31 protein-coding genes are annotated in these 25,480 nt (G+C 33.8%); 24 read left to right on the forward strand and 7 right to left on the reverse strand.

What is annotated here, in order from left to right; all coding sequences use genetic code 11:
- Positions 1-20: 20 nt before the first annotated feature.
- From ACZ11_RS07020 to ACZ11_RS07030, 3 genes are all read left to right on the forward strand, one after another.
- Positions 21-716 carry an ABC transporter ATP-binding protein gene (locus tag ACZ11_RS07020; RefSeq protein ID WP_049664805.1) on the forward strand — a complete coding sequence of 232 codons (696 nt, stop codon included), beginning with the start codon at positions 21-23 and terminating at the stop codon, positions 714-716.
- 13 nt (positions 717-729) lie between these two features.
- The gene (locus ACZ11_RS07025) at positions 730-1,440 is read left to right on the forward strand and encodes an ABC transporter permease (RefSeq protein ID WP_049664808.1); all 711 of its coding nucleotides are present in this window, start codon (positions 730-732) and stop codon (positions 1,438-1,440) included.
- Positions 1,441-1,596: 156 nt separating this feature from the next.
- The gene (locus ACZ11_RS07030; protein WP_049664812.1) at positions 1,597-2,016 is read left to right on the forward strand and encodes a VOC family protein; all 420 of its coding nucleotides are present in this window, start codon (positions 1,597-1,599) and stop codon (positions 2,014-2,016) included.
- Between the two features lie 324 nt (positions 2,017-2,340).
- Here ACZ11_RS07030 and ACZ11_RS07035 read toward each other — a convergent pair whose 3' ends face one another.
- The 3 genes from ACZ11_RS07035 to ACZ11_RS07045 form a co-directional block, all read right to left on the reverse strand.
- Complete coding sequence (locus ACZ11_RS07035; RefSeq protein ID WP_049664813.1) at positions 2,341-2,694, reverse strand: cupin domain-containing protein; 354 nt, start codon at positions 2,692-2,694, stop codon at positions 2,341-2,343.
- A 20-nt stretch (positions 2,695-2,714) separates the two neighbouring features.
- Positions 2,715-3,629, reverse strand: a complete 915-nt coding sequence (locus ACZ11_RS07040) for a class I SAM-dependent methyltransferase (RefSeq protein WP_049664816.1) — start codon at positions 3,627-3,629, stop codon at positions 2,715-2,717.
- A gap of 147 nt (positions 3,630-3,776) precedes the next feature.
- On the reverse strand, positions 3,777-4,463 hold the full coding sequence (locus ACZ11_RS07045; protein WP_049664819.1) for a YetF domain-containing protein: 687 nt from the start codon (positions 4,461-4,463) through the stop codon (positions 3,777-3,779).
- Between the two features lie 510 nt (positions 4,464-4,973).
- Here ACZ11_RS07045 and ACZ11_RS07050 point away from each other — a divergent pair.
- The 10 genes from ACZ11_RS07050 (at position 4,974) to ACZ11_RS07095 (ending at position 12,754) form a co-directional block, all read left to right on the forward strand.
- Positions 4,974-5,780 (forward strand): aminoglycoside adenylyltransferase domain-containing protein, encoded by an 807-nt coding sequence (locus tag ACZ11_RS07050; RefSeq protein WP_049664821.1) that lies wholly within the window; start codon positions 4,974-4,976, stop codon positions 5,778-5,780.
- Between the two features lie 228 nt (positions 5,781-6,008).
- Positions 6,009-6,566: an isochorismatase family protein gene (locus tag ACZ11_RS07055; RefSeq protein ID WP_049664823.1), complete on the forward strand. Its 558-nt coding sequence runs from the start codon at positions 6,009-6,011 to the stop codon at positions 6,564-6,566.
- A 127-nt stretch (positions 6,567-6,693) separates the two neighbouring features.
- Positions 6,694-7,191: a GbsR/MarR family transcriptional regulator gene (locus ACZ11_RS07060; protein ID WP_049664825.1), complete on the forward strand. Its 498-nt coding sequence runs from the start codon at positions 6,694-6,696 to the stop codon at positions 7,189-7,191.
- Positions 7,179-7,997: an alpha/beta fold hydrolase gene (locus ACZ11_RS07065; protein WP_049664827.1), complete on the forward strand. Its 819-nt coding sequence runs from the start codon at positions 7,179-7,181 to the stop codon at positions 7,995-7,997. The genes ACZ11_RS07060 and ACZ11_RS07065 overlap by 13 nt, the downstream gene beginning before the upstream one ends.
- A gap of 24 nt (positions 7,998-8,021) precedes the next feature.
- A complete protein-coding gene (locus ACZ11_RS07070; protein WP_049664828.1) occupies positions 8,022-8,582 on the forward strand; it encodes a DUF1697 domain-containing protein in 561 nt (186 codons plus the stop codon).
- A 240-nt stretch (positions 8,583-8,822) separates the two neighbouring features.
- On the forward strand, positions 8,823-9,143 hold the full coding sequence (locus ACZ11_RS07075; protein WP_049667100.1) for an ArsR/SmtB family transcription factor: 321 nt from the start codon (positions 8,823-8,825) through the stop codon (positions 9,141-9,143).
- A gap of 83 nt (positions 9,144-9,226) precedes the next feature.
- Positions 9,227-10,150: a DMT family transporter gene (locus ACZ11_RS07080; RefSeq protein WP_049664830.1), complete on the forward strand. Its 924-nt coding sequence runs from the start codon at positions 9,227-9,229 to the stop codon at positions 10,148-10,150.
- Between the two features lie 479 nt (positions 10,151-10,629).
- On the forward strand, positions 10,630-10,935 hold the full coding sequence (locus tag ACZ11_RS07085) for a hypothetical protein (protein WP_049664833.1): 306 nt from the start codon (positions 10,630-10,632) through the stop codon (positions 10,933-10,935).
- A gap of 25 nt (positions 10,936-10,960) precedes the next feature.
- Positions 10,961-11,653 (forward strand): ABC transporter permease, encoded by a 693-nt coding sequence (locus ACZ11_RS07090; protein WP_049664836.1) that lies wholly within the window; start codon positions 10,961-10,963, stop codon positions 11,651-11,653.
- Positions 11,654-12,010: 357 nt separating this feature from the next.
- Positions 12,011-12,754 (forward strand): amidohydrolase family protein, encoded by a 744-nt coding sequence (locus ACZ11_RS07095; RefSeq protein WP_049664840.1) that lies wholly within the window; start codon positions 12,011-12,013, stop codon positions 12,752-12,754.
- A 243-nt stretch (positions 12,755-12,997) separates the two neighbouring features.
- Here the strand turns inward: ACZ11_RS07095 and ACZ11_RS07100 are convergent, their stop codons facing one another.
- The gene (locus ACZ11_RS07100) at positions 12,998-13,897 is read right to left on the reverse strand and encodes a DMT family transporter (protein ID WP_049664843.1); all 900 of its coding nucleotides are present in this window, start codon (positions 13,895-13,897) and stop codon (positions 12,998-13,000) included.
- Between the two features lie 119 nt (positions 13,898-14,016).
- Here ACZ11_RS07100 and ACZ11_RS07105 point away from each other — a divergent pair, with 119 nt between their 5' ends.
- The 4 genes from ACZ11_RS07105 to ACZ11_RS26235 are packed head-to-tail and all read left to right on the forward strand — an operon-like array spanning position 14,017 to position 16,476.
- On the forward strand, positions 14,017-15,426 hold the full coding sequence (locus tag ACZ11_RS07105) for an aminotransferase-like domain-containing protein (RefSeq protein WP_049664844.1): 1,410 nt from the start codon (positions 14,017-14,019) through the stop codon (positions 15,424-15,426).
- Between the two features lie 34 nt (positions 15,427-15,460).
- On the forward strand, positions 15,461-16,087 hold the full coding sequence (locus tag ACZ11_RS07110; RefSeq protein ID WP_049664846.1) for a DUF3267 domain-containing protein: 627 nt from the start codon (positions 15,461-15,463) through the stop codon (positions 16,085-16,087).
- 60 nt (positions 16,088-16,147) lie between these two features.
- Positions 16,148-16,270 carry a helix-turn-helix transcriptional regulator gene (locus tag ACZ11_RS25000; RefSeq protein ID WP_082172702.1) on the forward strand — a complete coding sequence of 41 codons (123 nt, stop codon included), beginning with the start codon at positions 16,148-16,150 and terminating at the stop codon, positions 16,268-16,270.
- A gap of 59 nt (positions 16,271-16,329) precedes the next feature.
- Complete coding sequence (locus ACZ11_RS26235) at positions 16,330-16,476, forward strand: hypothetical protein (protein ID WP_161804446.1); 147 nt, start codon at positions 16,330-16,332, stop codon at positions 16,474-16,476.
- A gap of 222 nt (positions 16,477-16,698) precedes the next feature.
- On the opposite strand, the gene ACZ11_RS07115 is transcribed toward ACZ11_RS26235, so the two are convergent.
- Entirely contained in the window at positions 16,699-17,160 is a 462-nt protein-coding gene (locus tag ACZ11_RS07115; protein ID WP_049664848.1) for a putative iron-sulfur cluster-binding metallochaperone, read from the reverse strand.
- A 540-nt stretch (positions 17,161-17,700) separates the two neighbouring features.
- Between ACZ11_RS07115 and ACZ11_RS07120 the strand changes: the two genes are divergently transcribed.
- On the forward strand, positions 17,701-17,919 hold the full coding sequence (locus ACZ11_RS07120; protein ID WP_049664850.1) for a hypothetical protein: 219 nt from the start codon (positions 17,701-17,703) through the stop codon (positions 17,917-17,919).
- 134 nt (positions 17,920-18,053) lie between these two features.
- Here ACZ11_RS07120 and speG read toward each other — a convergent pair whose 3' ends face one another.
- Positions 18,054-18,569 carry a spermidine N1-acetyltransferase gene (gene speG / locus ACZ11_RS07125; protein ID WP_049664852.1) on the reverse strand — a complete coding sequence of 172 codons (516 nt, stop codon included), beginning with the start codon at positions 18,567-18,569 and terminating at the stop codon, positions 18,054-18,056.
- A gap of 572 nt (positions 18,570-19,141) precedes the next feature.
- Between speG and ACZ11_RS26545 the strand changes: the two genes are divergently transcribed.
- On the forward strand, positions 19,142-19,315 hold the full coding sequence (locus tag ACZ11_RS26545) for a hypothetical protein (RefSeq protein ID WP_169776071.1): 174 nt from the start codon (positions 19,142-19,144) through the stop codon (positions 19,313-19,315).
- 290 nt (positions 19,316-19,605) lie between these two features.
- Here ACZ11_RS26545 and ACZ11_RS07130 read toward each other — a convergent pair whose 3' ends face one another.
- Positions 19,606-20,484 (reverse strand): DMT family transporter, encoded by an 879-nt coding sequence (locus ACZ11_RS07130; protein WP_082172788.1) that lies wholly within the window; start codon positions 20,482-20,484, stop codon positions 19,606-19,608.
- A gap of 231 nt (positions 20,485-20,715) precedes the next feature.
- Here ACZ11_RS07130 and ACZ11_RS07135 point away from each other — a divergent pair, with 231 nt between their 5' ends.
- The 5 genes from ACZ11_RS07135 (at position 20,716) to ACZ11_RS07155 (ending at position 25,442) form a co-directional block, all read left to right on the forward strand.
- A complete protein-coding gene (locus ACZ11_RS07135) occupies positions 20,716-21,201 on the forward strand; it encodes an Lrp/AsnC family transcriptional regulator (protein ID WP_049664859.1) in 486 nt (161 codons plus the stop codon).
- Positions 21,202-21,282: 81 nt separating this feature from the next.
- Positions 21,283-21,852, forward strand: a complete 570-nt coding sequence (locus ACZ11_RS07140; RefSeq protein ID WP_049664862.1) for a histidine phosphatase family protein — start codon at positions 21,283-21,285, stop codon at positions 21,850-21,852.
- A gap of 63 nt (positions 21,853-21,915) precedes the next feature.
- Positions 21,916-23,136 (forward strand): phosphoenolpyruvate hydrolase family protein, encoded by a 1,221-nt coding sequence (locus tag ACZ11_RS07145; protein WP_049664864.1) that lies wholly within the window; start codon positions 21,916-21,918, stop codon positions 23,134-23,136.
- 259 nt (positions 23,137-23,395) lie between these two features.
- Positions 23,396-24,655 (forward strand): Tm-1-like ATP-binding domain-containing protein, encoded by a 1,260-nt coding sequence (locus ACZ11_RS07150; protein WP_049664865.1) that lies wholly within the window; start codon positions 23,396-23,398, stop codon positions 24,653-24,655.
- Positions 24,621-25,442, forward strand: a complete 822-nt coding sequence (locus ACZ11_RS07155; protein WP_161804463.1) for a phosphoenolpyruvate hydrolase family protein — start codon at positions 24,621-24,623, stop codon at positions 25,440-25,442. The genes ACZ11_RS07150 and ACZ11_RS07155 overlap by 35 nt, the downstream gene beginning before the upstream one ends.
- Positions 25,443-25,480 lie beyond the last annotated feature (38 nt).

The raw sequence follows: 25,480 nt of genomic DNA on the forward strand, positions 1-25,480 counted from the left end.
ATTAAGTAAGGGGAGAAAATATGAAAAAGCTAATTAGTGCTAATCAATTAACGAAAAATTATAAAGCTAGATGTGTCGTTGATCATATAAACATTGACATTAAAGAAGGTGAGATAGTAGCGATAGTGGGCACAAATGGTGCTGGGAAAACAACAACTATTAGTATGCTTCTTGGCATTATTCCTCAGGATAGTGGAACGATTGAATACTGGACATCTGATTACAAAAAAGAAATAGGTACACAGCTTCAATCAACCCCTTTTTTCGAAGGTTATTCTGTAGAGGATAACGTGAAATTATTTGCGGCATTCTATGGAATTTCGCTAACAAAAAATGAAATTGATGAAAAACTTACTGCTTTTGATTTATTGCAGGTCAAAAAAACACCTGCTATCAAACTGTCATTAGGACAGCAAAAACGGCTTGCAATTATCGTGACAACATTGCATCATCCTAAATTAGTAATTTTAGATGAACCTTCTGCTGGATTGGATCCTAGAGGCCAAAGAGACATTCAACAGATTATTAAACGATTAAAAGATAGCAGGGTTGCCGTTTTATTTTCTTCCCACGATATGTTGGAGGTTATGAATGTAGCTGACAGAGTGTTGATCATGCATCACGGGAAAATAATGGCAAATGGCTCACCGGATGGCTTAATGGAGCACTATCAAACTCAAAATTTAGAAGAATTATTTTTTGAATTAACGATGTGAGGAGAGAGAGAAAATGAAGACTGTTTTCGTATTAAATTTGAAATCCAGCATAAAGGATATGTATTTACTATTTTGGTCAATATTAATGCCATTTGCCGCAATTATTGCGTTAAGAATATTTTTACCAAGTTATGCAGGAGATTATGTAGAAGGAATCATTGCCGTTAGTGTATTTTTCTATTCATTTATGACCACTGCATTTATAGCGTTATCGCAAAGAAAAAGAGGGGTTTATAATTTACTTCACGCTACACCAATGCCTTTATGGAAATATATCATCAGTATTTCTAGTTCATGGGCTATAGTAGCGATTATCTTATCTTATATCGTGCTTTTATTCGCTATCGTTATCAATCAACTAAATTTTTCATTTAAAATCCTCTTATATATGACACCAATTATCCTAATAGCTTCATTAAGTTTTGTTTTTTTCAGCTTTTTTATTTCAAGTCTCGTGAAAAACGAGGGACATTTAAGTATGACTGCAAATGTACTGATGATACCAATGCTACTTTGTAGTAATGCATTTTTTACAATGGAAAAAGCGCCAAACCTTATACAATATATTAGTATAGTAAATCCGTTTGAATGGTTTTTAAATGGAATTAAATCTGCATTTCTAAATAACTTTAGTATATGGGGAGAATCTTTACTTTTTTTATTGGGATGTCTAGCTGTGACACTTATCATTTCCTTAAAAACATTCAAGTATAGTGACCAATAATTGCTACAAAAATGAAATGACCAGAACTCCAATTTGAGTCTGGTCATTTTATGAACGTCAAAAGTGTATTTAGTTTTTTTCTTTGTTTGAAATTATAGCTGACTTGAAGGGATATAAAAGTTGAAAATGGAATATTTCATTAGGGAGGATGATTAGGTGAGTGAAACGTTAATTAGAATAGGAACTACTTATATTCCAGTCAGCAACGTAGAACTGTCATGTGAGTGGTATGTAAGAAAATTGGGAGCAGAATGTAGTTACCGAGATAGTGATAAGGTTATTCTTAATTTTGCCAATCAAAGTTTTTTTCTTGTTAGATCAATGAACAATCAAAACTCGAATTTCATTGATTGCTATGGCAAAGAACATTTTTCGATTACCTTTGAGGTTGATGGAGTAAGTGCATTAGAGACTATTCATAAAAATTTTAGAGATAAAGGAATTAAAGTTGGAGAAGTTGAAAATAGGGGGCATGCGGGAAGAAATTTTGTTTTTTACGATTTAGACGGAAATAAATTTGATGTGTGGAGTGAGCTGAGTCCAACTTTTAAAGAAGAATACAAAGATAAAGAGTAAACCAATATAAAAAGAAGTAGAAGCAATTTTTCTTCCGATTTCACTAAATTTCCCCAGACAATTATTATGGCGTTTAGAGAAGAAGAGACGAAATTTATCTTATATGTTCGAGATGGAGAAATTCTAGGAATTTGTCAATAAACTATATAGAAACACTATTTCCTGAACAGAAAATTTATAGAGGGCCACTTATTATTATAAGTGACCCTTAGTAACAAAGCTTCGGAGGTGTAAGACTAAACCAATCTTACATTACTAAGATATGATACGATGTTATTCTTGCATAGTTAATTGCCTGAGAAATAGTTTAAAAATATTTGTAGGCTATTTTAAAGGCATAAAAGCTGCGGGATTTAATTGTTCAGATTCTATCACGATGCCAGTTAAACGTTTATCCGTTTTTGTTTCATGCCATTCGCCCTTTTCCCAAAAAACTACATCTCCAGGCTGGACTTGATAATATTGCTCCTGTTCATTTCTTACATAACCTTCGCCTTCGATAATTAAGAGAAGCTGGGGAACTACAGCTTGATGATAGCCAATAACACCGTTTTCTTCTAAATACATGCACGCTATACTAGCTGATGCTTCCGTGTTAATAAAGCGAGACATAATAAAATTTGACTTAAACTGTGTTATATTTTTACCATTCTCTTTAGACAATTGATAAAGTTGCATGTAATTCCTCCAAGCTTATATTATTTTTTCACAGCATGAACGTAATGAATTGTTTCAAAGGCTGTTAGATAATCTTTTCTATTGTCAAAATAAAGTTCATTAATTTTATCTGGTGTAAGATGTTCATAAATAAGTAGACCTGAGTTTTCTAACATTTTTTCCATTTCTTCATAAGTAAAATACGATTTCATCGGTTCACCACTAGCTGCAGCCATTTTCACCATGTTATCTACTCGATTTGAAATTCCTTGTTCTTTAAATAGTTTTTCATCTGCATAATCAAATACGATGGAACTTCCTGATGGCACATTGGCAAACAAATGATCAAGTAAGCTTGAAGTTTCCTCTTTCGTTAAATAATATGAAACTCCTAATAGACTAAAGAAAGTTTTTTTATTGTCAAAGCCACTATCCAATAAATTTTTAGATGAAAACTTTTTTGTGAAATCCATCGAAACGAAATGTACATTACTTGGAAGCTTTAAATTAACTTCAGCCAATCTTTTCTTTTTAAATTCTTGTGTTACAGGGTGATCAATTTCAAAGATTCCCAAAATGTTTTCAAATTCAGGGTGTCTTAAGCTAAACGTATCTAATCCTGCTCCGAGTATGACGTATTGCTGTAAACCTAACATGACTTCATTTAACAAAACTTTTTCACAATATGCAGCACGTGCCAAGGGAGTGGGAGAGAGTTGAGTTTGCACAATCCATTTTAATAGCTCTTCAGTTTGTCCAGTTAGTTTTTCTGCGATTTCTTTGTTAAAAAACTGGATGCCTTGTACCATATTTGTTTGAATGTCATTGAACTCTTGTTGTGTGATTAATTCTTGAGCTAGGTAGTCATCAAAAATTTTAGGGGTATCGAATTGACTATGATAAGCTCTACTAAAAGCTGAGATTAATGAGGTTAAACTGGATTCACCATTGTTCATGCAAATACACTCCTTCAAAAAAAATAGGATTCCCCTGGCCAGGAGAATCCTATTGTACAAATAAATTCTTTAAATGTAAATTATTGCATAAAAAATTTTTTTTGTCAAGTATTAAATGTTAGGGAGCAACTTGGTAAAGGAATCTCCCTAATCGAATTTTTGGATAAATATTTTTCCGTTCGGTTGAATTTCTGCATAGAAAACTTCTTCGATTGAGTGGATATTTACCTTTTTTAATTCGTTATCTAACCATTCTCTACTTTTTCCAACTTCCAGTAAATTTTGCGGCAATAACTTCCCATCTGTGATTACTTCAATGGGTATAAATGTCGGAGGTGAAGGGGAGATTTTTAAATCTATCTTTTGCGTGCTTTGAAATTCTGGCTTTTTCAAAATACTAAGCATGCCATTTGGTTCTAATATTGCATAGTCAATTTCTGTAATTGAAAAAACTTGATACTGTCTAATCATCATCGTAAGGTCATCAATATTAATTTTAGTGCTGTCTAAAGCTTTTCTATCTATTTTCCCTTTTTTAATAACAATTGTCGGTTGTCCATCAAGTAATGTTCTTGCTTTTCCGGATTTTAGAGCGATGTAACTAATTAAAGTAGTAAGCGCACACCAAACAATTAAGCTTACTAAAAATTTTATGAATACATTCGTTTTTAAAATTACCATATTGGCTGCAATAGAACCAACTGTAATACCAGTTACGTAGTTAAAGAAGGTTAAGTGACTTAGTTGTTTTTTACCTAAAAATCTCGTAAGTGTCAGAAGAACAAAAAAAGTAATAACCGTTTGAACAACTACTTGTAAATAACCTGTGTACAAATTCTCCCACTCCTTATCTAATCCCTAGAATACCCAATGAATTTTTAAAAGATACTCCAATAAATAAACAGATTGGAATTTGAATTGATTAGTCTATTTAAGTTTTATAAAAAAATAATTGATTCAGAATCAGTACATTATTGATTCATTTTCAAAAGTAGAAATAACAATTGTCTAAGGTTAATGCCATGTAAATAAGTTGATTGAAGTGGAGACTGGGCGACTCCTTGGGGATTAGCAATAGAGGCACGAAGGCTAAAACCATCACGTCCTGTGATAACGCCTTCGTGACCAACATCATGTTGGCCCGAGACCCTGGAGCGAAGCGAAGCGGCTCATCGGACGCCCCCAGGAAGCTCTGCTCTGTGCGAAAGCAAAGCGTCAGCGGCAACAAAGCGCCCAGTCGGAACGGAAATCAACCCTACATTTTGATGATAACCGCATAAATAATGGAAAATTTGGCGAGTGTTTTGGTAATATAAGTATTATTTGATTAAAAGGAGAGTTTTTATGAATTCTAGAGTTCCTATTCAAGTTCAAAAAATTTTAAATGAATATATAACACTATTTCAAAATAAAATACCGAATACGCTTGAAGGGTTTTATTTACATGGTTCAATTGCTCTTGACGCTTACATAAACGGTTCTAGTGATATCGATTTTATTGCAGTAGTTAATAGATCCTTAACCGAAGAAGATGTGAAAGTAATATCCAATCTACATAAAGAATTAAATCAGAAATATAAGGATACTGGGATGGATGGAAGTTATTTACTAGTTGCTGATGTTGGGAAAAAACAGAGTGAGGTAAAAAGTTGTTTAAAGGTAAATGAAGGCAAAACAAAATGGGGTAAGGATGATATTAACCCAATTACTTGGTGGATTTTAAAAAATAAAGGGATCACCATTATAGGACCGGATATAGCTATATATAACTTCAGTTTAGATGAAAGAGTACTTGGTGATTATGTTTTAGAAAATATGAACAGTTATTGGTCAAATAGATTGAAAAAGATAAAAAAATATAAAGCATTTTTAATACCAAATAAATTAGTTGATTTAGAAGTAGAGTGGTCAGTAACAGGGATTTTACGGCAATTTTACACACTGCAAGAACAAGCGATTGTTTCAAAAGTAGATGCTTGTAAATATGCAATTCATCATTTACCAGAAGAATTTCACAATATTATTAACGAAGCCATCAGTATTCGAGAAGGTTCCAATATACGCTATTGTAATTCGAAAAAACAACGCATTGATGACACTATTCAATGTATGACTTACATACTTGAGCATTGTAATAGTGTAAAAAATTAATGAAATGTGGCTCATCATGACATGTTTTGGTTATGAGCTTGAAATGTTCTGCTTTACCTACTATTACCTTTTGTGGGAAATGTGATAAAATTAATTAGTCTTAAATGACAATTTCATTTAGGGGGTAGATATTATGAAGGAAAATTATGCTAACGTGATATACAAAAAGGGGAAATCGTCTAATTAATAATTATATAGCGTTTCCTCAAATTGAAAGGGGAAAATTATTTGAAACAAGCACTACTTATTATTGATGCACAGCAAGAATTAATCGAGGGCAATGAGAAAGAAAAAGCAGTTTTTAATAAAGAAACTCTAATTAGAAATATTAATTTAGTCATTGACAAAGCAATAAAATCTAATGTTCCAGTTGTCTTTGTAAGGGATCTCGATGTTGCTGAAGGTAAGGAGACAGGGTTCGATATTCATAATGGCATTCGTGTAACTAAGGAAGCAAAGATTTTCGATAAAAAAGCAACGAATTGTTTCCATGGGACGGGGCTGCTAAATCATTTACAATCTCAAGAAATTAAACATGTTGTTGTAATGGGCTGTTCGACACAGCACTGTATCGATAGTGCTGTAAGAACTGCGACTATTAATGGTTTGGATGTCACGTTAGTGGGTGATGGTCATTCAACAGCGGACACTGATATTTTAGGTGCAGAACAAATTATAAAGCATCATAACTATACACTTCATGGTCATTACAACGTCGAACACTTTTCTGTTGTTAGAAATTCAGAAGAAGACTTGTTTCAACCTACACATGATTCGTATCGTTAAGAAAAAATGTATAAGGGCACTCATTTTTATGGGTGTCTTTTTTTGTGATAATACCTAAATCTAAGTTACAAATTGCATTCAGTATGTTTAATATATATTAAACGCACTAAACAATAAGAGGTATACTATGAAAAACATAATATTAAATGATGAACAAAAGGTATTAATTGAGGATTTTGGAACTTATATTGAGTCTACAGGTGGTGCAAGGTCACTAGGTAAGATATGGGGATACTTGTTGATATCAGGTGCTCCAAAGTCACTCGATGACATGGTGAACGACTTGCAAATTAGCAAAGGAATGGCATCATTGTCCGTTCGACAAGGTGTTCAAATTTCTTTATTTCGTAAAGTAGGGATTCCTGGTAGCAAGCGAGATTTTTATCAACTGCACTCAGACGCATGGACATCGACTTTGCATACGAGTATTGCCCAAGGTGCGATGATGGCAAAATATTTGCGTAGAGCAAAAAATTTAGTTCTTGAGGAACAAGCTGTATCAACAATCGATGAAAGTATCGAGTTTTTTGAATTTGTTATCCAACAGACAAAGCAAATTTTAGTTCAGTGGGAAGAGCGAAAAGGTGATAAGACAAAGTATGGGGATATTTTATGCCAAAAGTAAAAGCGAACGATATCACAATCCATTACGAAATTAAAGGTCAAGGAGCGCCCATATTATTTTTACATGGCAGCGGTGCATCATGGAAAATGTGGGAGCCTCAATTTGAAGCATTCTCTTCAAGTTATCAAATGATTATGGCTGATTATAGAGGACATGGTGATACGACAAAGGAATTCCCGAATAATAAATATGATTATCATATCATTGTGGAGGATATCAAATGTTTTTTAGATGTGCTTGGAATTAGCAAGATTCATGTCATCGGTGTATCGCAAGGCGGTCAATTGGCTACTCTACTTGCAATAAAATACCCAACATATGTAGATAAACTCGTAATCTCTAATAGTTATAGTGAGATGCCTACCATTGCGGCAAGCTGGGTACTGTCGATTTCAAATTTTATATTTAGTCTGCTTCCATACAGTACAATAATTAATATTATGATGAAATTTTATAAGGAGGATCCTTATACTCAACGGATTTTAAGAGAGTCTTTTTCAATTGATAAGAAGATGTTGCTTGCAATGAAAAAAGCACCTTTTCCAACTCATACTGATCAATTGCATCGAATAGAGTCAACTACGCTTGTAATGGGCGGTGAGGGAAAAGTTATTACTGGGGTAGATGAAGGGAAAGGATCCCGAACTATTTTTAAACATATTCGAAATGCAAAACTAGCATTATTCAAAAATGCATTCGATCCATTAAGTACGATGCGCCGAGATATTTTTAATGAGATGATTATTGATTTTCTAGAGGATCAGCCTTTGAAGCAATATAAGGATGTAGAGATTTTTAGTAAATAAAATGTAATAGAAAGGCTGGATAGTATGACTATATATATTGCATTCCTTAGAGGTATTAATGTAGGCGGGCATAATAAAATCATCATGGCAGAATTAAGAAGTTCTTTTGAGCAACTAGGATTACATAATGTGAAGACTTATATCCAAAGTGGAAACATCCTTTTTGAATCAGACGAAGCTGAGGAGCTTTTGCAAACGGGAATTCACGATAAAATTAAAGTGGATTTTGGGATATCCAGTGTTGTTGTCATTAGGACTGCAAAAGAATTACAGCAAATTGTCAGTCAATCACCTTTTTCAGATCAGCTGATTTCAGAGGCTGTTCAATCATGTAAAGGGGAATGTCTGCATGTTGCTTTGTTGCCGACAGCACCTTCGAAGGTCAATAGTGACAAGTTTTTATCCTATGCAAACGAAAGAGAACTCAGTGTCATAGATGGAAGGCATGTGTATCTATTATTTTATGACAGCATTCGAAACTCCAAACTCGGTAATAACCTAATAAAGCTTGAAATTCCAGCAACTGTCCGTAATTGGAAAACGCTAAGGAAGCTTTCAAGTATGGTTGAAGAATTCAGACATTGATACCAAGTATGAAAATTTGTTTTATGGTTTAATTGGAATTTATTAGAACAATATGCTAAACTAGTAATGTCAGGGTTAACAAATGAACACGCATAAAAAAAGTCTAGGTAATCACAATTCTTTGTGAGCCTAGCTTTTTTATTTAGATAATTTATAGTGAAAATGATGGGAATCTTGACAAATTATAATTTTTATTTAAAAGTAAATATGTTTAAAAATTTAAACATAGGGATGGGTATTATGGGAAATTTTAATTGCAATAACAAAGAACAAGTTTTAGAGAAGTTTAAATTATCAACCCCGATTTTCCAAGCACTTGGTGATGTTAATCGTCAACAAATCATTATGCTCTTACTGACAAATGAAAGCCTAAATGTTAATCAACTAACAGAAAGAATAGAGCTTTCTAGACCAGCTGTTTCTCATCATTTGAAAATTTTAAGACAAGCTGGGTTGATTACTTTTAACCGAAATGGGAATGAAAAATACTATTCATTGAGTTCTAATGAGTTTCTAAAACAAATCAAAGAGCTAATTCAGTCTATTGAGCAAAGCTATTGATTTGTTCTTTTTTACAATTAGTGTTCATATGTTTAAACTTTTAAACATATGAACGTTATTCGGAAGATTAGGAGGATAAAAAAATGGAGAATAATAACAAAAATCAATCAAGAAACATGTATTTATTAATGCTGCTCGTTCCATTATTTTGGGGTGGAGCATTTGCGACAGCGAAGCATGTTATTACGGAAGTTCCGCCACTTGTTGCAGCTACACTACGTTTTGGCATAACTGGAATAATACTCGTTATAATCACAACAATTCAGAAAGAATGGCTCTGGCAAGTAATCAGAAATCGATGGAAAGGTTTATTATTTATTGGATTTGTCGGAATTTTTGGTTATAACGCTTTCTTTTTTACGGCATTGAAGTATACTTCTGCGACAAACGGTGCGTTAATAATAGCTGCGTTGCCTGTATTCACTATGCTAGGGGCCGTCATATTTGGTAAAGAAAAATGGAACAATAAAGCTGGAACAGGTCTAGCTTTATCGATGATTGGAGTAATTATTGTTATCGTCAAAGGGTCACTTTCTGATTTGTTTTCTCTTGCTTTTAACTTAGGGGATTTGCTTTTTGTTGGGGCTCTTTTATGCGGAGTTATTTATGCATTAATGGGTGAATCCATGCTTAAAAGTATACCAGTGATATTATCGAATACTATTATGATGTTATCTGGTGCTGTTTTCTTAGCAATCAGTACAGTATTTGAGGGTGGTTGGAGTCAAGTAGTCAGTATGTCGGTTCAAAGTTGGATTGAAATGTTTTATATGGTTGTATGTGGGACATTGATAGGCTATGTTATTTTTAACAAGGGTGTAGAGAGCTTAGGTGGTAGTAAAGCGAGCTTGTATTTGAACTTGACGCCTATTGTCGCAACATTACTTGCAGTTATTGCTTATGGTAGCTCGATTACATTGATACAAATCGTTGGGATGGTAATGGTGCTGGTAGGTGTTTATATTGCTACTAACAAGACAGACCAAAGTAATAAAGCACGAAGTTAGGTAAAAGAGTAATAGAAAATACATAATTTTATGTTGAATTGAGTAAAGAAACGTAAAAACTTCCGTATTAACAATTAACCATTCAATTAATATAAACTTTTCATAAGGTAAACTGAACTAAAGATACCAGGTACTCATTAATTTGAGCCTGGTATTTTTTATTTTAATAAAGTTATTTTGAACTGCACTTCAATTATTAGTAAGTGTTCTAACAATTGGACTGCGGTTTCTTTAAATTAATAAATTTGTAAGGAATGAGAAAGAAAAAAGAGATGATCGATTCGTACAATTAAGTACATGAAAGGGGTCGTTTTGGGTGTAAATATGTATGTGAAAAAGGGTGATATTCTATTGCTTGTTTGGATCGATAGTGCTGGAAGGATATCCATTCATGTTAGCTACTCTCGATTAAAAATATCAATAAAATACATAGCTCTTTAGAGGAGTATGGCTTAATTAAACGAACGGAGAGAGAATCCATGTTTGAACTGTTGCAACTAGGATGGAAAAAATATCATTTATCTAAATATTTTACAGGAATAATCATTTTTATGGTGGCAACCTATCTTCCGGTTAATGTTGCACCGTTTGGATTTAAAGTTGTAAGTGGACTGATGTTTTCAGAGAATATAGGACAGATGCCATTATTGAATATCCTTTTTAAAACAATATTGACGATTGTTATAGCTATTATTTTATTACGTTTACTAATTAATGAATATAAGAATAGTTATGGTCTACCAATATTCAACATGATGAATATTGTTTATATTATTATGCATTAACAAACTGAAGAGGAGAGATGGTTCTATGCTACATCTACTAAAGCTGGAAATAAGGAAATTTAACTTAGGTTGGTATCTAAAAGGTGCGATGATCGCAAACATCATTATAACTGCAGTAGTGTGCTCCGTTATTTATATAGCACAGAGAGAAGGGGACATACCCATTTCAACGTATCAAGATGTTTATGTACTGATTGGCGCAAGTGTGAGGGCAACGTTTATTGTGTTTGCCTCTGTATTAATTGCGAAACTAGTTATTGAAGAATATAAAAACAGAACAATTTTGATTATGTTCACTTATCCTGTTAGTCGTAAGAAACTGATTGCTAGTAAACTGGCCTTGATCACTTTTTTAACATTCATGACTATGATGTTGTCTAATATTGTTGTAGCCGGTCTGTTTTCAATCATTAATATTTATTTTCCTATCGTTCCATTTACATTAACTGCAAACCAGTTCATAGGTGAAGTCATAAATATTATACCTTTTGCAATTGCCACAACAGGGACAAGCTTAATTCCATTGTATTTTGGGATGCGTAATTATTCTGTTCCGGCCACTATTGGTTCATCTCTACTAGTGGTAGCAATCGCTTGCTATTATAACCCAGAAATTCCCTTGGTGAACTTCATTCCACTTCAATTAGGACTTGCAGCAGTGGGAGTAATAATTGCGTATTTAGGTATTCGTAATATTGAGAACGTGGATGCGATGTAACTTGAAGTCAGTAAAACGGTATTATTAATGAATATTTGTACTTACAATAAAAAATGTAAAGAGAGAAGGCAACAAGAAATGGGAATGATTATAGGCGCATTTTTGGGTATAGTTTTATTATTAAGCAGCATGATATTAGTTTGGATAAGCGAGAGAAAGCAATATGGATTATGGTTGCAGGTTAAAGTGCGTTAATTGTATCTGGAAGCACAAGTAATTTTTAGATGGAGGAATTTTTGCATTACTATAACGACTAGAGTACGCTAGGTGATAAGAATAAATTATGGGTTTATATAAAAAAACATAAATTTCCTTTATGCTTATTATTTGATAACGTAAAAGTAAGGAGGCGGAAATATGAGAATTTTTGATGCACACTTTCACATTATTGATTTTGATTACCCTATTACTGAAAATCAAGGATATGTACCACCTAGCTATGTTGTAGAGGATTACCAAAAAGAAACAGCGACTTATAATATTGTCGGTGGTGCAATTGTATCAGGTTCTTTTCAAGGCTTTGACCAAGCTTATTTAGTGAATGCTTTAGAGAAAATGGGATCTGCATTTTGTGGTGTTACGCAGCTACCATTTTCGGTGACAGATGATAAGATTATGGATTTACATAAAAAAGGTGTACGTGCACTACGATTCAATGTGAAACGTGGCGGCTCCGAAGATTTAACGAAGCTCGATTATTTTGCGAGACGTGTTTATGATTTAGTTGGCTGGCATAGTGAATTATATATCGACGCAAAAGATTTGTCTGAAATTGCACCAACGATTGAAAAATTACCAGCGATTTCAATTGATCATTTGGGGTTATCCGAGGAAGGCTTACCTCATTTGTTGCGCCTCGTGGAAAAAGGTGTACGAGTAAAGGCGACAGGTTTTGGTCGTGTGGAGCTCGATGTAGAACATGCTTTGAAATCGATACATGCTGTCAATCCAGAGGCGTTAATGTTCGGCACAGATTTGCCGTCTACACGAGCGAAAAGACCTTTTGCTTATGCAGATATCGAACTAATTCAAGAATTGTTTGATGTAAAGTCAGCTGAGAAAATTCTTTATCAAAACGCGATGAATTTTTATTTCAAGTGAGTTTTTTCGCATCTAAATCGCTAATTGCCTTTCACATTAATTGTGAAGGGTTTTTATTATGCGGTTTTAGAGAAAAAGAGGGCGTAATGGTTTTCGAACATTCTTAAAGTTAAATAGGGCAAACAGGTGTACCTGTTCCAACGATCAAGCATCATCTACAAAGGTTAGAAAATGTCTCTTGAAAAATGACAACAGGTATGGAAATAATACCTGTTGTCATGATCAATGGAGCAATTATTCAAGTTAGTTTAAACTTTGCGCATTAATAACATCTTCTTTCTTTATGTTTGAAATAAATACACCTGCTAAAGTAATTAAGCCACCTGTTATGGCAGAAGAATGTGGAACTTCTCCAAGCCAAATCCATGCTATAAGAAATGCAAAAACAGAAGTTAAATAAAGCGTACTTGTTGCTTCAGCTGCTCCTGTTCGAGAGGTAACATAGGCTAGCGTAAAATAAGGAATGATTGTTGGGAAAATTCCAAGATACAAGATGACTAATGTTGCATTGATTGGCGCATCCAAAATTGCTTCTCCTAGGCCAGGTGAGAATAGTAACATAAAAATAGTACCTGACCAAATGGCGTACATTGTGAAGGGAATAGCTCCGTATTTTTCTAGGTAACGATGCTGAAAAACAAAGTAAATACTTTCTGAAAGGGATGCTATTAAAACGATAATAATCCCCGTATTAAAAGAAAAACCTTCTGTTGAACCTCCAACTGTAATAAATGCTACACCAAAAAAGCCAAGCAACGAACCTACCCATCCCCATAATCCAAGCTTCTCACGATAAAAGACTACTGCTAATAAAGCGGTGAATATAGGGGTAGTTGAAACAAGTAAACTTGCAACGCCAGCACTAATCGTTTGCTCTCCATAATTTAGCGCTACTTGATACACGGTGAAACCTAAAAAGCCAAGAAATAAAATAATGGGAATATCTTTTAACGCAGGTAAAGGAGTTTTTTTGATAATTGCTACGATTATTAATACGAATGAGCCGATTAATAATCGTAAAAGTGAAATGTGTTCAGGTGAATATGCTGTCAATGCCACCCGTATTCCTGGAAAAGCTGAAGCCCATAAAATGATTGTTATGAAATGAGCCGAAATAATTTTAATATCTAATGTTTTTAACATGAATACACCTCTTTATCCAACCAATTAAATTCATGTTTTCAATATTAATAGGATTTTGGTAAAATTTCTCCAACAGGTTAAAATGAAAAAAACCAACCAGTTTAGAAGAGGGAATACATATGAAAAAACCAAAATATCAATTGATTATTGATTTTATTAAAGAAAAAATTGCTAAAGGGGAGTGGGCAATCGGCAGTCCCATACCAAGTCAACGTAACCTGGCAAAACAGTTTGAGGTTAATCGCAGTACGGTTATTACAGCATTAGAGGAACTAATGGCAGACGGGCTTCTGGAAGGTAAAGCAGGGAAGGAAACAATCGTCACTAATAATACTTGGACTTTGATGGGTGCAAAATCTTCGACTAACTGGAATGAAAATGTCACTGTAGGCATTCATAAACCTAGTGTTTCTATGGTGCAGGAGATTAACGAAGCGGAATCGAATACGAATCTTATTCAATTGAGTAAAGGGGAGCTATCACCTGAGATGTTCCCGTTAGAAGAGATGAAAGTCATCGTGCAGAAGGTATCGAATCAATTAACCTCATTTGGCTATGAAGAGCCAAAAGGAAATATAAAATTACGCCAAGCAATTAGTGACTATTTAAAGGTAAGAGGAATAGAGGCATCTCCGTCGTCCATTCTTGTAGTTTCTGGTGCGCTCCAAGCCTTACATCTAATTTCAATCGGACTCCTAAAAAGAGGTTCGACGGTATTGTTAGAAATGCCGTCCTATCTATACTCGTTGACTGTTTTTGAGTCTGCGGGGATGGAGCTGCAAGGATTAACGATGGACAATGAGGGGATTATTATTGATTCCATTTATCCGACAAAGGAAAAAGGGAAGAATATTTTATATACGATTCCAACCTTCCATAATCCAACGGGCGCCTTAATGGAGAAAGACAGACGTGAGAAATTAATTGCATACTGTGAAAGAGAGCAACTGCCAGTTATAGAAGATGATGTGTACCGTGATTTATGGATTGATAATCCACCACCTAAACCATTGAAAGCAATGGACCATTACGGAAATGTATTATATGTTGGGAGTTTATCAAAAACCCTTAGTCCGGGATTACGCATTGGCTGGATAGTTGGCTCGGAGTCAGTCATTAATCGATTAGCAGATTTAAAAATGCAATCCGATTATGGATCAAGCACGCTTTCTCAGCTCGTTGCAGCAGAGTGGTTATCTAGTAATTTTTATGATGTTCATCTTGATAAAGTGCGAGAACAACTTAAGATTCGTAGAAAAGTTGCTTTAGACGCAATGGACAAATATTTGAGTCCTTACGCTACATGGGACATCCCAAAAGGTGGATTGTTCATATGGGTTAAAATAAAACCTGAATTTAAAGTAAAAAGACTATTCGAAAAAGCATTATCCAATAATATTCTTCTAAATCCTGGTAGTATTTATGCTGAAAAATCAGGACAGTTTATACGAATCTCTTATGGCTATGCTTCACTCGACGAAATTAACGAAGGCATTTTTCAATTAAGAGAAATTATTAAAAATCAATAGCTTGTAAAGTTCTTGATTTAGATGGAGGGGTTAAATGAAATTACTATACAAATTGCCAAAAAGTAACCCAAATCTACATTTAGATTTAATTAAAAATGGTTGGATTCCTATGAAAGAACCTAAGAATTTAATAAGTGCTATATTGTTATCTATCCCTTTAATGATTGTCGCTTCAATGATCTCTATTGGGGTAATAAATATTTTTTCTAGTATTTCTTGGAGAGATTTTGGATTTACATCGGGTGGAATATCAATAAACATTAACTTAAGCGTAATTTTGGGGATAGTCTTTCTATTAATAATTCACGAATTATTTCATTTGATGTTCATTCCTAATTTTATGAAATCGGAGAAAACTTCTGTAGGGCTTACTCTATTCGGAGCTTTTGTAATGACGGAAGAAAAGATTTCAAAACCAAGATATATGTTCATTACGATTGCACCTTTTATAATTATTTCAGTAATTTTCCCACTTATTTTAAGTATATGTGGACTATTAACTACGACAATAAAATTCTTGATCATACTAAACTCAATGGGATCGTCAGTGGATTTACTAAATGTGCTACTAATAATGAAACAAGTACCGAAAAATGCAACGTTAACAAGTAATGGAGCAAACACTTATTGGAAAAACGCTCAGGCTGAACAAGAAGGGTAAAGAGAAAGTCATCTTAAAAGGAATAATATCGTTATAGAAACATATAAAGAGGAAGAAGAAATGAAATCAGCCCGCATGTTTAGTATTTTAAATTTATTAGTTAATCATCAAAAAATCACAGCTCAAGAATTGGCTGAAAAGCTTGAAGTATCGAAACGTACTATTTATCGCGATATTGAATGAGTTTATTGTAAATAGTTGTCCAAATTATTGTGGAAGTGAATTTTATATAGAGAAGCAATGTGTCCAGCTATGATTATTTCATAACAGCAAACGGGACTGCTACATTGGAATTTGCAAAGGAAATTATGAATCATCTAAAAGTATATTCAGAAGAGAAGTTACAAAAATGGTATGATTTTTATAAAAATGGCTTTTACGAAGAATAATAGTTGAAGGTTGGGGGATATGGGGAAATATAAGATTATCACCATAGCGTGTAGTTGATTTCCATTCCGACTGGGCGCTTTGTTGCTGTCGCTTCGCTTTCGCACAGAGCAAAGCTTCCTGGGGGTCCGGTTTCACAATGATCCGAAAATGTCCTAAAAGCCCTGTTTTACTAAGGCTTTTAGGACTAGCAACTTACAACTTATTCCACAAAAGAGAGATAGTTAAGCTAGACCTTTAATATATTTCGTAACATTTCCTAAACAACAACTGCCTTGAGGATTGTTTACCTCACAGCCACAACGGTTTTCTTTTATATTTGCTCGAATATGTTCTAATGGATTAGGAGTGATTTCATTTTCAACATATTGCTTAATTTTTTCTTTAGTCCAATCAAAACAATAGCAAATCGGTGTACTTAATGAGTCATCCTTTTGATGTACATCTACCTTTATATCAGATAGAAGATACTCTTTATTACTCCTTTCAAAATAAACGACATGACAATCTTTAGTAGAACAAAAATAGTGAATTTCCTTAGCATTTATAGATCCTAATACAGATGGTTTCATCATTGATTTAATCGTGATTAGTTGTACATTTTTAGCTTTGTTTTTGCAAGAAGGACAAACAATAGTGTTTTCATTTATAATTTTTTTATTGCTACTATCACAACAGTTTCCCATCATTTTCCTACCTTTACTTATTATTTTTAGTCTTTGAAAGTTTCAATATTTTGGTTAGGATTCATAATTCATCTTATATAAAGTATAAACGATTATGCTAAGGTACAGGAAAATATAATTATTTGATTCAACTAATCAGTTATCAATATCAACAAGATCGTGAACACGCATGAAAAAATGACGAGTTAATTACATAAATTGCACTTCAATAATATTCTTTTACAATAGACGCTGTTAGGGCATATGTGCGTGGTCATGATTGGTTAACAGTAGATGAATTACTAAAAATGTCGAGACTCACCAATCGAATCCAAAAGCATCCATAAGGCTACATGGCTAACAAAGTGGAATGAAGATTGGTATGGAAGAATAATTATTCGACGAAAAAAAGGAAGATTTATAGAGTAGAAAATAGTAAAATATATAAGCTGATAGCCAATAGAGTATTTGTTTGGAAATTATACGAGTGTAAATGAAAATGAACAAACACTTCGAGGTTCTTGTCAGAGGGATAATGAATTAAACGTGAAGGTGGGACTATTGGAATTGTTTATTGTGGCAATATTGATTACATTAATTTTTGGCAGTATTTCTTATATGCTGTTGAAGCATCCTGAGGGTGCTATACAGATGAGTTCCTTTTCAGATAAATTCAAAAAGAAACCATTTTTTAAAATGTTCCTAAAGTTTATGGGTTGGTGGTTTTTATTACTTGTGATAGCAGCGTGGATTGTTGCAATCATCTCCTTGTTTGAATGAGGTTATAAACTTTCTGAGGAAATTTGACTGAAAGAAAAAAGCCGTAGTGAAGTAATATACTACAGCTAACAATTGATTATGCCCTTCTATGACTTTTCATATAAGCATTAAAAAACATAGAAGGGCAAGTATAGCTATATTTGGTTATTAAACTCATATTGGAATATACACATGCGAAGGGCATCTCGATATTTACCTTCAGTAAAAAATTCTTCTTTAAGTTCTCCCTCAATATGAAATCCAGCTTTTTTATAAATGTAAATGGCTTTTTCGTTTTGTTTATCAACAATTAAATATAGTTTGTGTAAATTTAAAATATGAAAGGCGTATTTCATTGCCAAAATAGTAGCAGAGTAGGCATATCCGTTTCCTTGGGAATTAGGATCAATAATAATTTGAAATTCTGCATTGCGATGGATCAGGTCAATTTCAACTAATTCCACGAGTCCAAGAATTTCCTTTTCTTTTTCAACTATAAAACGTCTTTCACTTTGTTTATGAATATGCTTTTCAAATAAATCTTGTAGTTCTACAAAAGATTCATAAGGTTCTTCAAACCAATATGACATGATTCTAGAATCATTATTTAATTTATGAACATATTTTAAATCTTCTCTTTCTAACGGTCTTAACTTGATACTTTCTGACATAATCAGTGTCCTCCTAAATTTATCAAAGAATGTTTTACATACAAACAATTATTTCAGTTATACACTATAAGCTCTATAGTTACTATATAGTCAAGAAACCAACGAAAAAAATACTTTTCAGAGGTAAATGGTGAAATACAGGGGGAGGCAGTCCGGAAAATGTATTGCCTCATATCTTCAAACCTCTGTACCGCGGAGAGTACTCTCGTAATAATCATTGGGTCTTGGATTAACGATTGCTTTGCATATTATTGTCTTACACAGAAGCGATATTTCGACAGCAAAAGATTCTGAAAGTGGTGCCATATTTATTGGACGAATTTCAATTAGTTAATCTTTTGAAGGGTGAGCTAAAAGCTAGAGATTTAGTAATTCACGCAATAGGTTTTTAGCGTGATTGCTTAGTTATGATACACCTCCGTTTTCTCTGTCAAACCCGTTTTATGTACCTAAGGAAAGGTGTTTAGTGACTCTGTCAAAAACACATAGGGAGATTAATAAATACTTTAAGCAGCGTCCCTTAGGACAAGTATATAATACAAATTTAGTAAAAAGAAGGTAGATTAATATTTATGTTCGCAGGATTTGAATGGTTCCCTAAAAAATGGGGAAAAAGAAAAGTTTCGGAGCGGTTTCTTCAAGCAAAATTTACTGAAGAAGGTAAAGGGATTACGATTACTACATATGCTATTGATTTATATATAATATCTATTCCTTTAGAAGTGAAAAAATATAATTCATTTTAACTTATTTCAGCGGTTGTCCAAACATCTGCTGCTGACGCTACGTTAGCACTACGCTTTCGGTACAAAAGACATCCGCTGAAATAGAGGAACTCAGTCTAAGAACGTCACGTCCTGTGGAAACGACTGAGTGACCAACATTGGCCACTACGCTTTCGCACAAAAAATATTTGCAGGCCTAAGCACAAAGCCTATTCCAGACGCAATTATGCCAGGCATAATTGATTTTCGATAGAGTGTCAACAAATTGTGTTGACACTTTTTTCTATACCGCTACTATTAATGCTTTAGTCTTAATTTGAAAGGGACGTTTTTAAGAAAGTCGCTTTATTTTTAAAATGGGAATATAAATAACATCCCATAATGACAATCAATCCCCCAATCCCTTGCGTCCAAGAGATGCTCTCTCCTAAAAATAAAAATGCTAGAAGTGCAGTGAAAATCGGATTGAAATTAAGGAATACACCAGATGTTGTAGCCCCTAATTTTTGAATTCCAATGCTCCAAAGAACCATACAAACGACAGTGGAGATAAACCCTGTATATAAAAGTGATAGTATAAAAGAATGATTAACATTAGAAATAGTAAAATCCTTAAGGTTAAACGGCAATAGTACAAGAAGTCCAAATATTCCTGAATACAAATTAGACATTAGTGGCGAGGTAGTTTTCATCGCCCATTTACTACAAATAGAATAAATTCCCCATACACATACAGCTGCAAGCATCCATAAATCACCTAAATTAAAATGAAAAGATAATAATAGGCTGATATTCCCTTTTGAAAGTACGAGAAGAACACCGAACAGCGAAAGTAGCATTGCAAATGCTTGGAGTATATTAATCCTTTCCTTTAGAAAAACAAATGAAAAAAATGCAATTGAAATAGTATTTAATGTTGAAATAAGGCCAACATTCGTCGACGTAGTTCTTTCCAATGCTAAAAATTGAAAGATATTGAACAATACTACACCTGTAACGCCCATAAAAAATAAAGGTAAAAGGGCATCTCGAGAGGGAAGCAATCTTTTTTCTTTCCACCATACCATTGGAAAAAGTACAGCGACGGCAATGATCCATCTTAAGCTCGTCAAGGTTAAAGGAGAGGCATGATCCACAAGAGATTTGGCAACTACAAAATTGCCTCCCCAAAGTAAACTAGTTAAAAGCATTAGTAAAACATAGACATTTGTCAAATCAATATCTCTCCTTTATTTTCTGTATGTATAATTGAGGTTTTGGATAAAAGAATAATAACATTTTTAATATTCTAACTGTATAATATTTTGTGTGATGAATAAAAAACAAAATAACAGTAAGAATAATTGGATTTAACGGAATAAAATTAATAATAGTTGGCGAATGTAGCTCGAATTTCGAATAAAAAAAAGGAGGAAAAATGCATGAAAGATGTTGAAAGAAAATTATTAGATAGTATTGATATTCAACTACTAGATATTTTGCAGAGAGAAGTCCAGATAAGTAATGCAGAAATAGCGAGACGGGTGAATTTGTCCCCACCGGCAACCCATACAAGAATAAAACGTTTAGAAAGTGAAGGGTTTATTGACAAACAAGTTGCCATTTTAAATCAAGAAAAACTGGGATTCGATTTGTTGTGCTATGTTTTTATGAGTACAAATATTCATCAAGCGAAGGAATTAGAAGCTTTGGAAAATGCATTAAAAACAATGACAGAAATATTAGAATGTCATTGTTTAACAGGAGAGTATGATTATCTTTTAAAGGTTGTTATTAGGGATCGAAAAGAATTAGATCGCTTTATAAGAAAATTAAATAGACTGGGCATATCTCGCATTCAAACGAACTTATCTTTACGAGAAATTAAATATTCAACAGTTTTGCCAATATCAGAAGATGAACAGTAGAAGTTCTTCCAATCAATATGGATTTTTAGCTTCGTCACATAAATGGTTAAAGTCTAAAACTCAAGCACAATAGGAGGCATTATGAAAACATTCATTTATATGGTCCGACACGGCGATTCACCAAAAGACGGAAATGAGAGAACGAGAGAATTAACTGAAAAAGGTAGAATAGACGCACAACGAATAACTGATATTCTACAAAAAGAGGGCATTGATATTGTTATCTCGAGCCCTTATAGTCGTTCAATCCTAACTGTTCAGAAAGTAGCTGAACAAATAAAAAAAGAAGTAATTGTATTTGAAGACCTTAAGGAGCAAACATTTATTGCTGGAGATAAGCGAATTTCTGACAAGGAACTATACCCTTTATTAGAAAAGTCATTTTCTGACCCAACCTATGCTTTAGCAGGAGGCGAGTCAAATGCTGACTGCCAGAAACGTGCTGTTAAAGTTTTAAAAGAATTATTAAATACATATCAAGGAAAGAAAGTAGTTATAGGAACACATGGGGCTGTTATGACATTAATGATGGAGTTTTTTGATAGTAAATACGATTTGAACTTTTTACTACAAACGAAAAAGCCTGACATATACAGAATGGAATTCGATGGGCAAGAGTTGGTCGATGTAAAAAGACTATGGAAAACTTAAGTAAAAAGTACATTACAATAGAAGAGGATAATGATTCACAATTTTAGTAGAGGTGAAGGTTATATGGAGGAAGAGCTAAATAAGAAGTATGAAATAAACAATTATATTAAAAAACAAATTAATAAAAATAGTTATATTTTAGGTGTTGCTGCTGGTTCTGGAATGACGGCTAAATGCGCAGAACAAGGTGGCGCAGATTTTATTTTAGCTCTAAATTCAGGACGATTCAGATTAATGGGGGTAAGTTCATTAGCTGGTTTCTTACCGTATGCAAATAGTAATGAGGTTGTCATGGATTTTGCATGTAAAGAGATCCTACCTATGATTAAAAAAATTCCAGTTTGTTTTGGTTTATGTGCAACAGATCCAACAATTGAATTAGATAGTTATATCGATTTGATTAAGAAAAAAGGCTTTGCAGGCATTAATAATTATCCGAGTATAGGCCTAATAGATGGGCTTTTTAGAGAAGCTTTAGAGGAACAAGGGATTACTTATGAAAAAGAGGTAGAAGCAATTCGTATCGCTAGTGAAAAAGGATTGTTTACTGTAGCCTTTGTATTTAACGAAGAGCAAGCAATAAGTATGATAAAAGCTGGTGCAGATATTATTTGTGTTCACTTAGGATTAACGAATGGTGGATCGTTAGGGGCTAAAAAGATTTTATCTTTACAGGCTGCCAAAAAGATGGCGGTAAATATTTTTAAAAGATGTAAAGAACTAAATCCGAACATTATTAAAATGATTTATGGAGGCCCGGTAAATAAACCAATAGATGTTCAATATATGTATGATGATACTACGATTATGGGTTATATCGGGGGCTCTGTGTTTGAAAGGATTCCAAATGAACAAGCTCTCATACATATTACGAAATCATTTAAGGAAACGAACGATTTTCAGTTTGATGATTTAATCGGTAAAATTACTGATGGTCTAGGAAGTCAAACTGATTATATTAATTTTATTAAGAAATACATTAGTTTGCATTATATGGATGAAATATCATTGAATGAAGTGGCAGAAATATTAAATTTGTCTCGTTCTTATTTAAGCACATTATTCAAAAATGAGGTGGGTATTTCATTTACAGAATATCTTATTAATTTTCGACTTAATAGGGCAATCGAAATTTTGAAATTAGAAAAATTACCACTAAATAATATTGCTGAAATGGTAGGTTATCCCGATTACACCCAATTTAGTAAAATATTTAAAAAATATAAAGGTGTGTCACCTAAAAACTATTTAACTTCTTTCAGCAGGTGTTTGGACACCTGCTGAAATAGAGGAACTCAGTCTAAGAACGCCGCGTTAGCACTACGCTTTCGCGCAAAAAACATTTGCAGGCCTAAGCATAAAGCCGATTCTAGACGCAATTATGCCAAGGCATAATTGATAATATAACAAAGAGACAATTTTATAGAACAAAAACACATTAACTCTCCCGAAATAAAACGTTATCATGGAATGGAGTAATAAATGAAACCGCTTTCTTATATGATTATTTAACGTTTTAAGATCAAGAAGGGAGAGAGTTGATATGAAAACAATTGCTTTGGCTGGAACATTTGATTCAAAAGGAAAAGAATATTTATATGTAAAAGAGTTGATAGAATCGTTAGGTTTCAATACTTTCACGATTCATACAGGTGTTTTTACCCCAGTTTTTGAGCCTGACATATCAAATGCTGATGTAGCTGCTGCAGCTGGAGAAGATATATATGAAATTGCAGCAATTAGAGATCGAGCAAATGCTACCGCAGTTCTTGCAAAAGGGATGGAAGTGCTTTTGCCGAAATTGTATGAGGAAGGTAAATTCGATGGTGTGTTATCGTTTGGAGGTACTGGAGGGTCATCTATTGTAACAACTGGCATGAGAGCATTACCAATTGGTGTTCCTAAAGTAATGGTTTCAACAGTCGCTTCTGGCAATACGGAGCCGTATGTAGGGACTAGCGACATCATAATGATTCCGTCAGTAGTAGATGTAGCTGGTTTAAATGTAATTTCGACTAAAATATTTACGAATGCAGTATTTGCGATAGCAGGTATGCTTAACTTTGAAAATAAAACGATCGTGAAAAAGAAGCCCCTTATTGCTGCAACTATGTTTGGACTAACAACACCATGTATTAATCAGGCTAAAGATTTCTTAGAGGCTAAAGGATATGAGGTATTAATTTTCCATGCAACAGGTGTTGGTGGTCGTACAATGGAGAATTTAATAGCCAATGGTTTTATAGATGGTGTACTTGACATTACAACCACTGAATGGGCCGATGAGTTAATTGGGGGTGTATTGAAAGCTGGACCGCATCGTTTAGAAGCAGCTTCAAAAAAACATATTCCTCAGGTGGTATCAGTGGGTGCAATAGATATGGTGAACTTTGGTCCATTCGCTTCTGTCCCAGCTAGATTTAAAGGCCGAAAATTTTATAAGCATAATCCGACTGTTACTTTAATGCGCACATCTGTTGAAGAGAACAAGCAAATAGGTGAGGTAATTGCCGAAAAATTATCATTAGCTAAAGGGCACACGGCATTATTTTTGCCACTAAAAGGACTCTCAGGTCTTGATATTGAAGGGCAGCCTTTCTACGGTTTAGAGGAAGACCGGATGTTATTTAATACATTAAGAGAAAATGTTGACCAAAGTAACGTGGAAATGATTGAAATTAATGCGGACATAAATAGCGAGGAGTTTGCACTAGCTGCAGCAAAAAAATTAATTGAATTAATAGAAAATAAAGGGCGTGAAAACGATGATGTTACAGAGACAAGAAATATTGAAACGTTTTAAAGAAGAAATTAATAAAGGAAATATTCTTCTAGGTGTTGGTGCGGGTACTGGAATTACAGCTAAAAGTAGTGAAGCTGGAGGAGCCGACATGTTGATAGTCTATAATTCAGGTCGTTATAGAATGGCTGGTCGTGGTTCACTAGCTGGTTTATTAGCATATGGTGATGCTAATAAAATTGTTGTTGAAATGGGTAATGAAGTATTACCTGTTGTAAAAGATACCCCAGTACTAGCTGGTGTTAATGGAACAGATCCTTTCAAAGTGATGGGAGTTTTCTTAAAGCAGCTAAAAGATCAAGGGTTTAGTGGTGTTCAAAACTTTCCTACAGTTGGATTAATTGACGGTGTTTTTCGTCAAAATCTAGAGGAAACAGGAATGGGCTATGATTTAGAAGTAGATATGATTAGAAAAGCGCATGAATTAGATTTGCTAACTACTCCATATGTTTTCGATGAAGAGCAAGCAAAGAAAATGGCTGAAGCGGGTGCAGATATTTTAGTGGCCCACATGGGATTAACAACAAAAGGAACGATTGGTGCACAAACAGCATTAACTTTAGATGATTGTGTCGATCGAATCCAAAGAATTATTAATGCTGGTAAGTCTATAAATCCTGATATATTAGCAATTTGCCATGGAGGTCCAATTGCAGAACCGGAAGATGCTGCTTATATTATTGAAAGAGTAGATGGAATTGTTGGATTCTTTGGTGCATCTAGTATTGAAAGATTTGCCGCAGAAAAAGGAATCAAGGAGCAAACTGAAGCTTTTAAGGGTATAAAATAATTAGCTCGTTTTCTCTTACGATAGTCTGAGTCACTCAT

It is taken from the genome of Lysinibacillus xylanilyticus (assembly GCF_001183605.1).
Taxonomy (GTDB): domain Bacteria; phylum Bacillota; class Bacilli; order Bacillales_A; family Planococcaceae; genus Lysinibacillus; species Lysinibacillus xylanilyticus.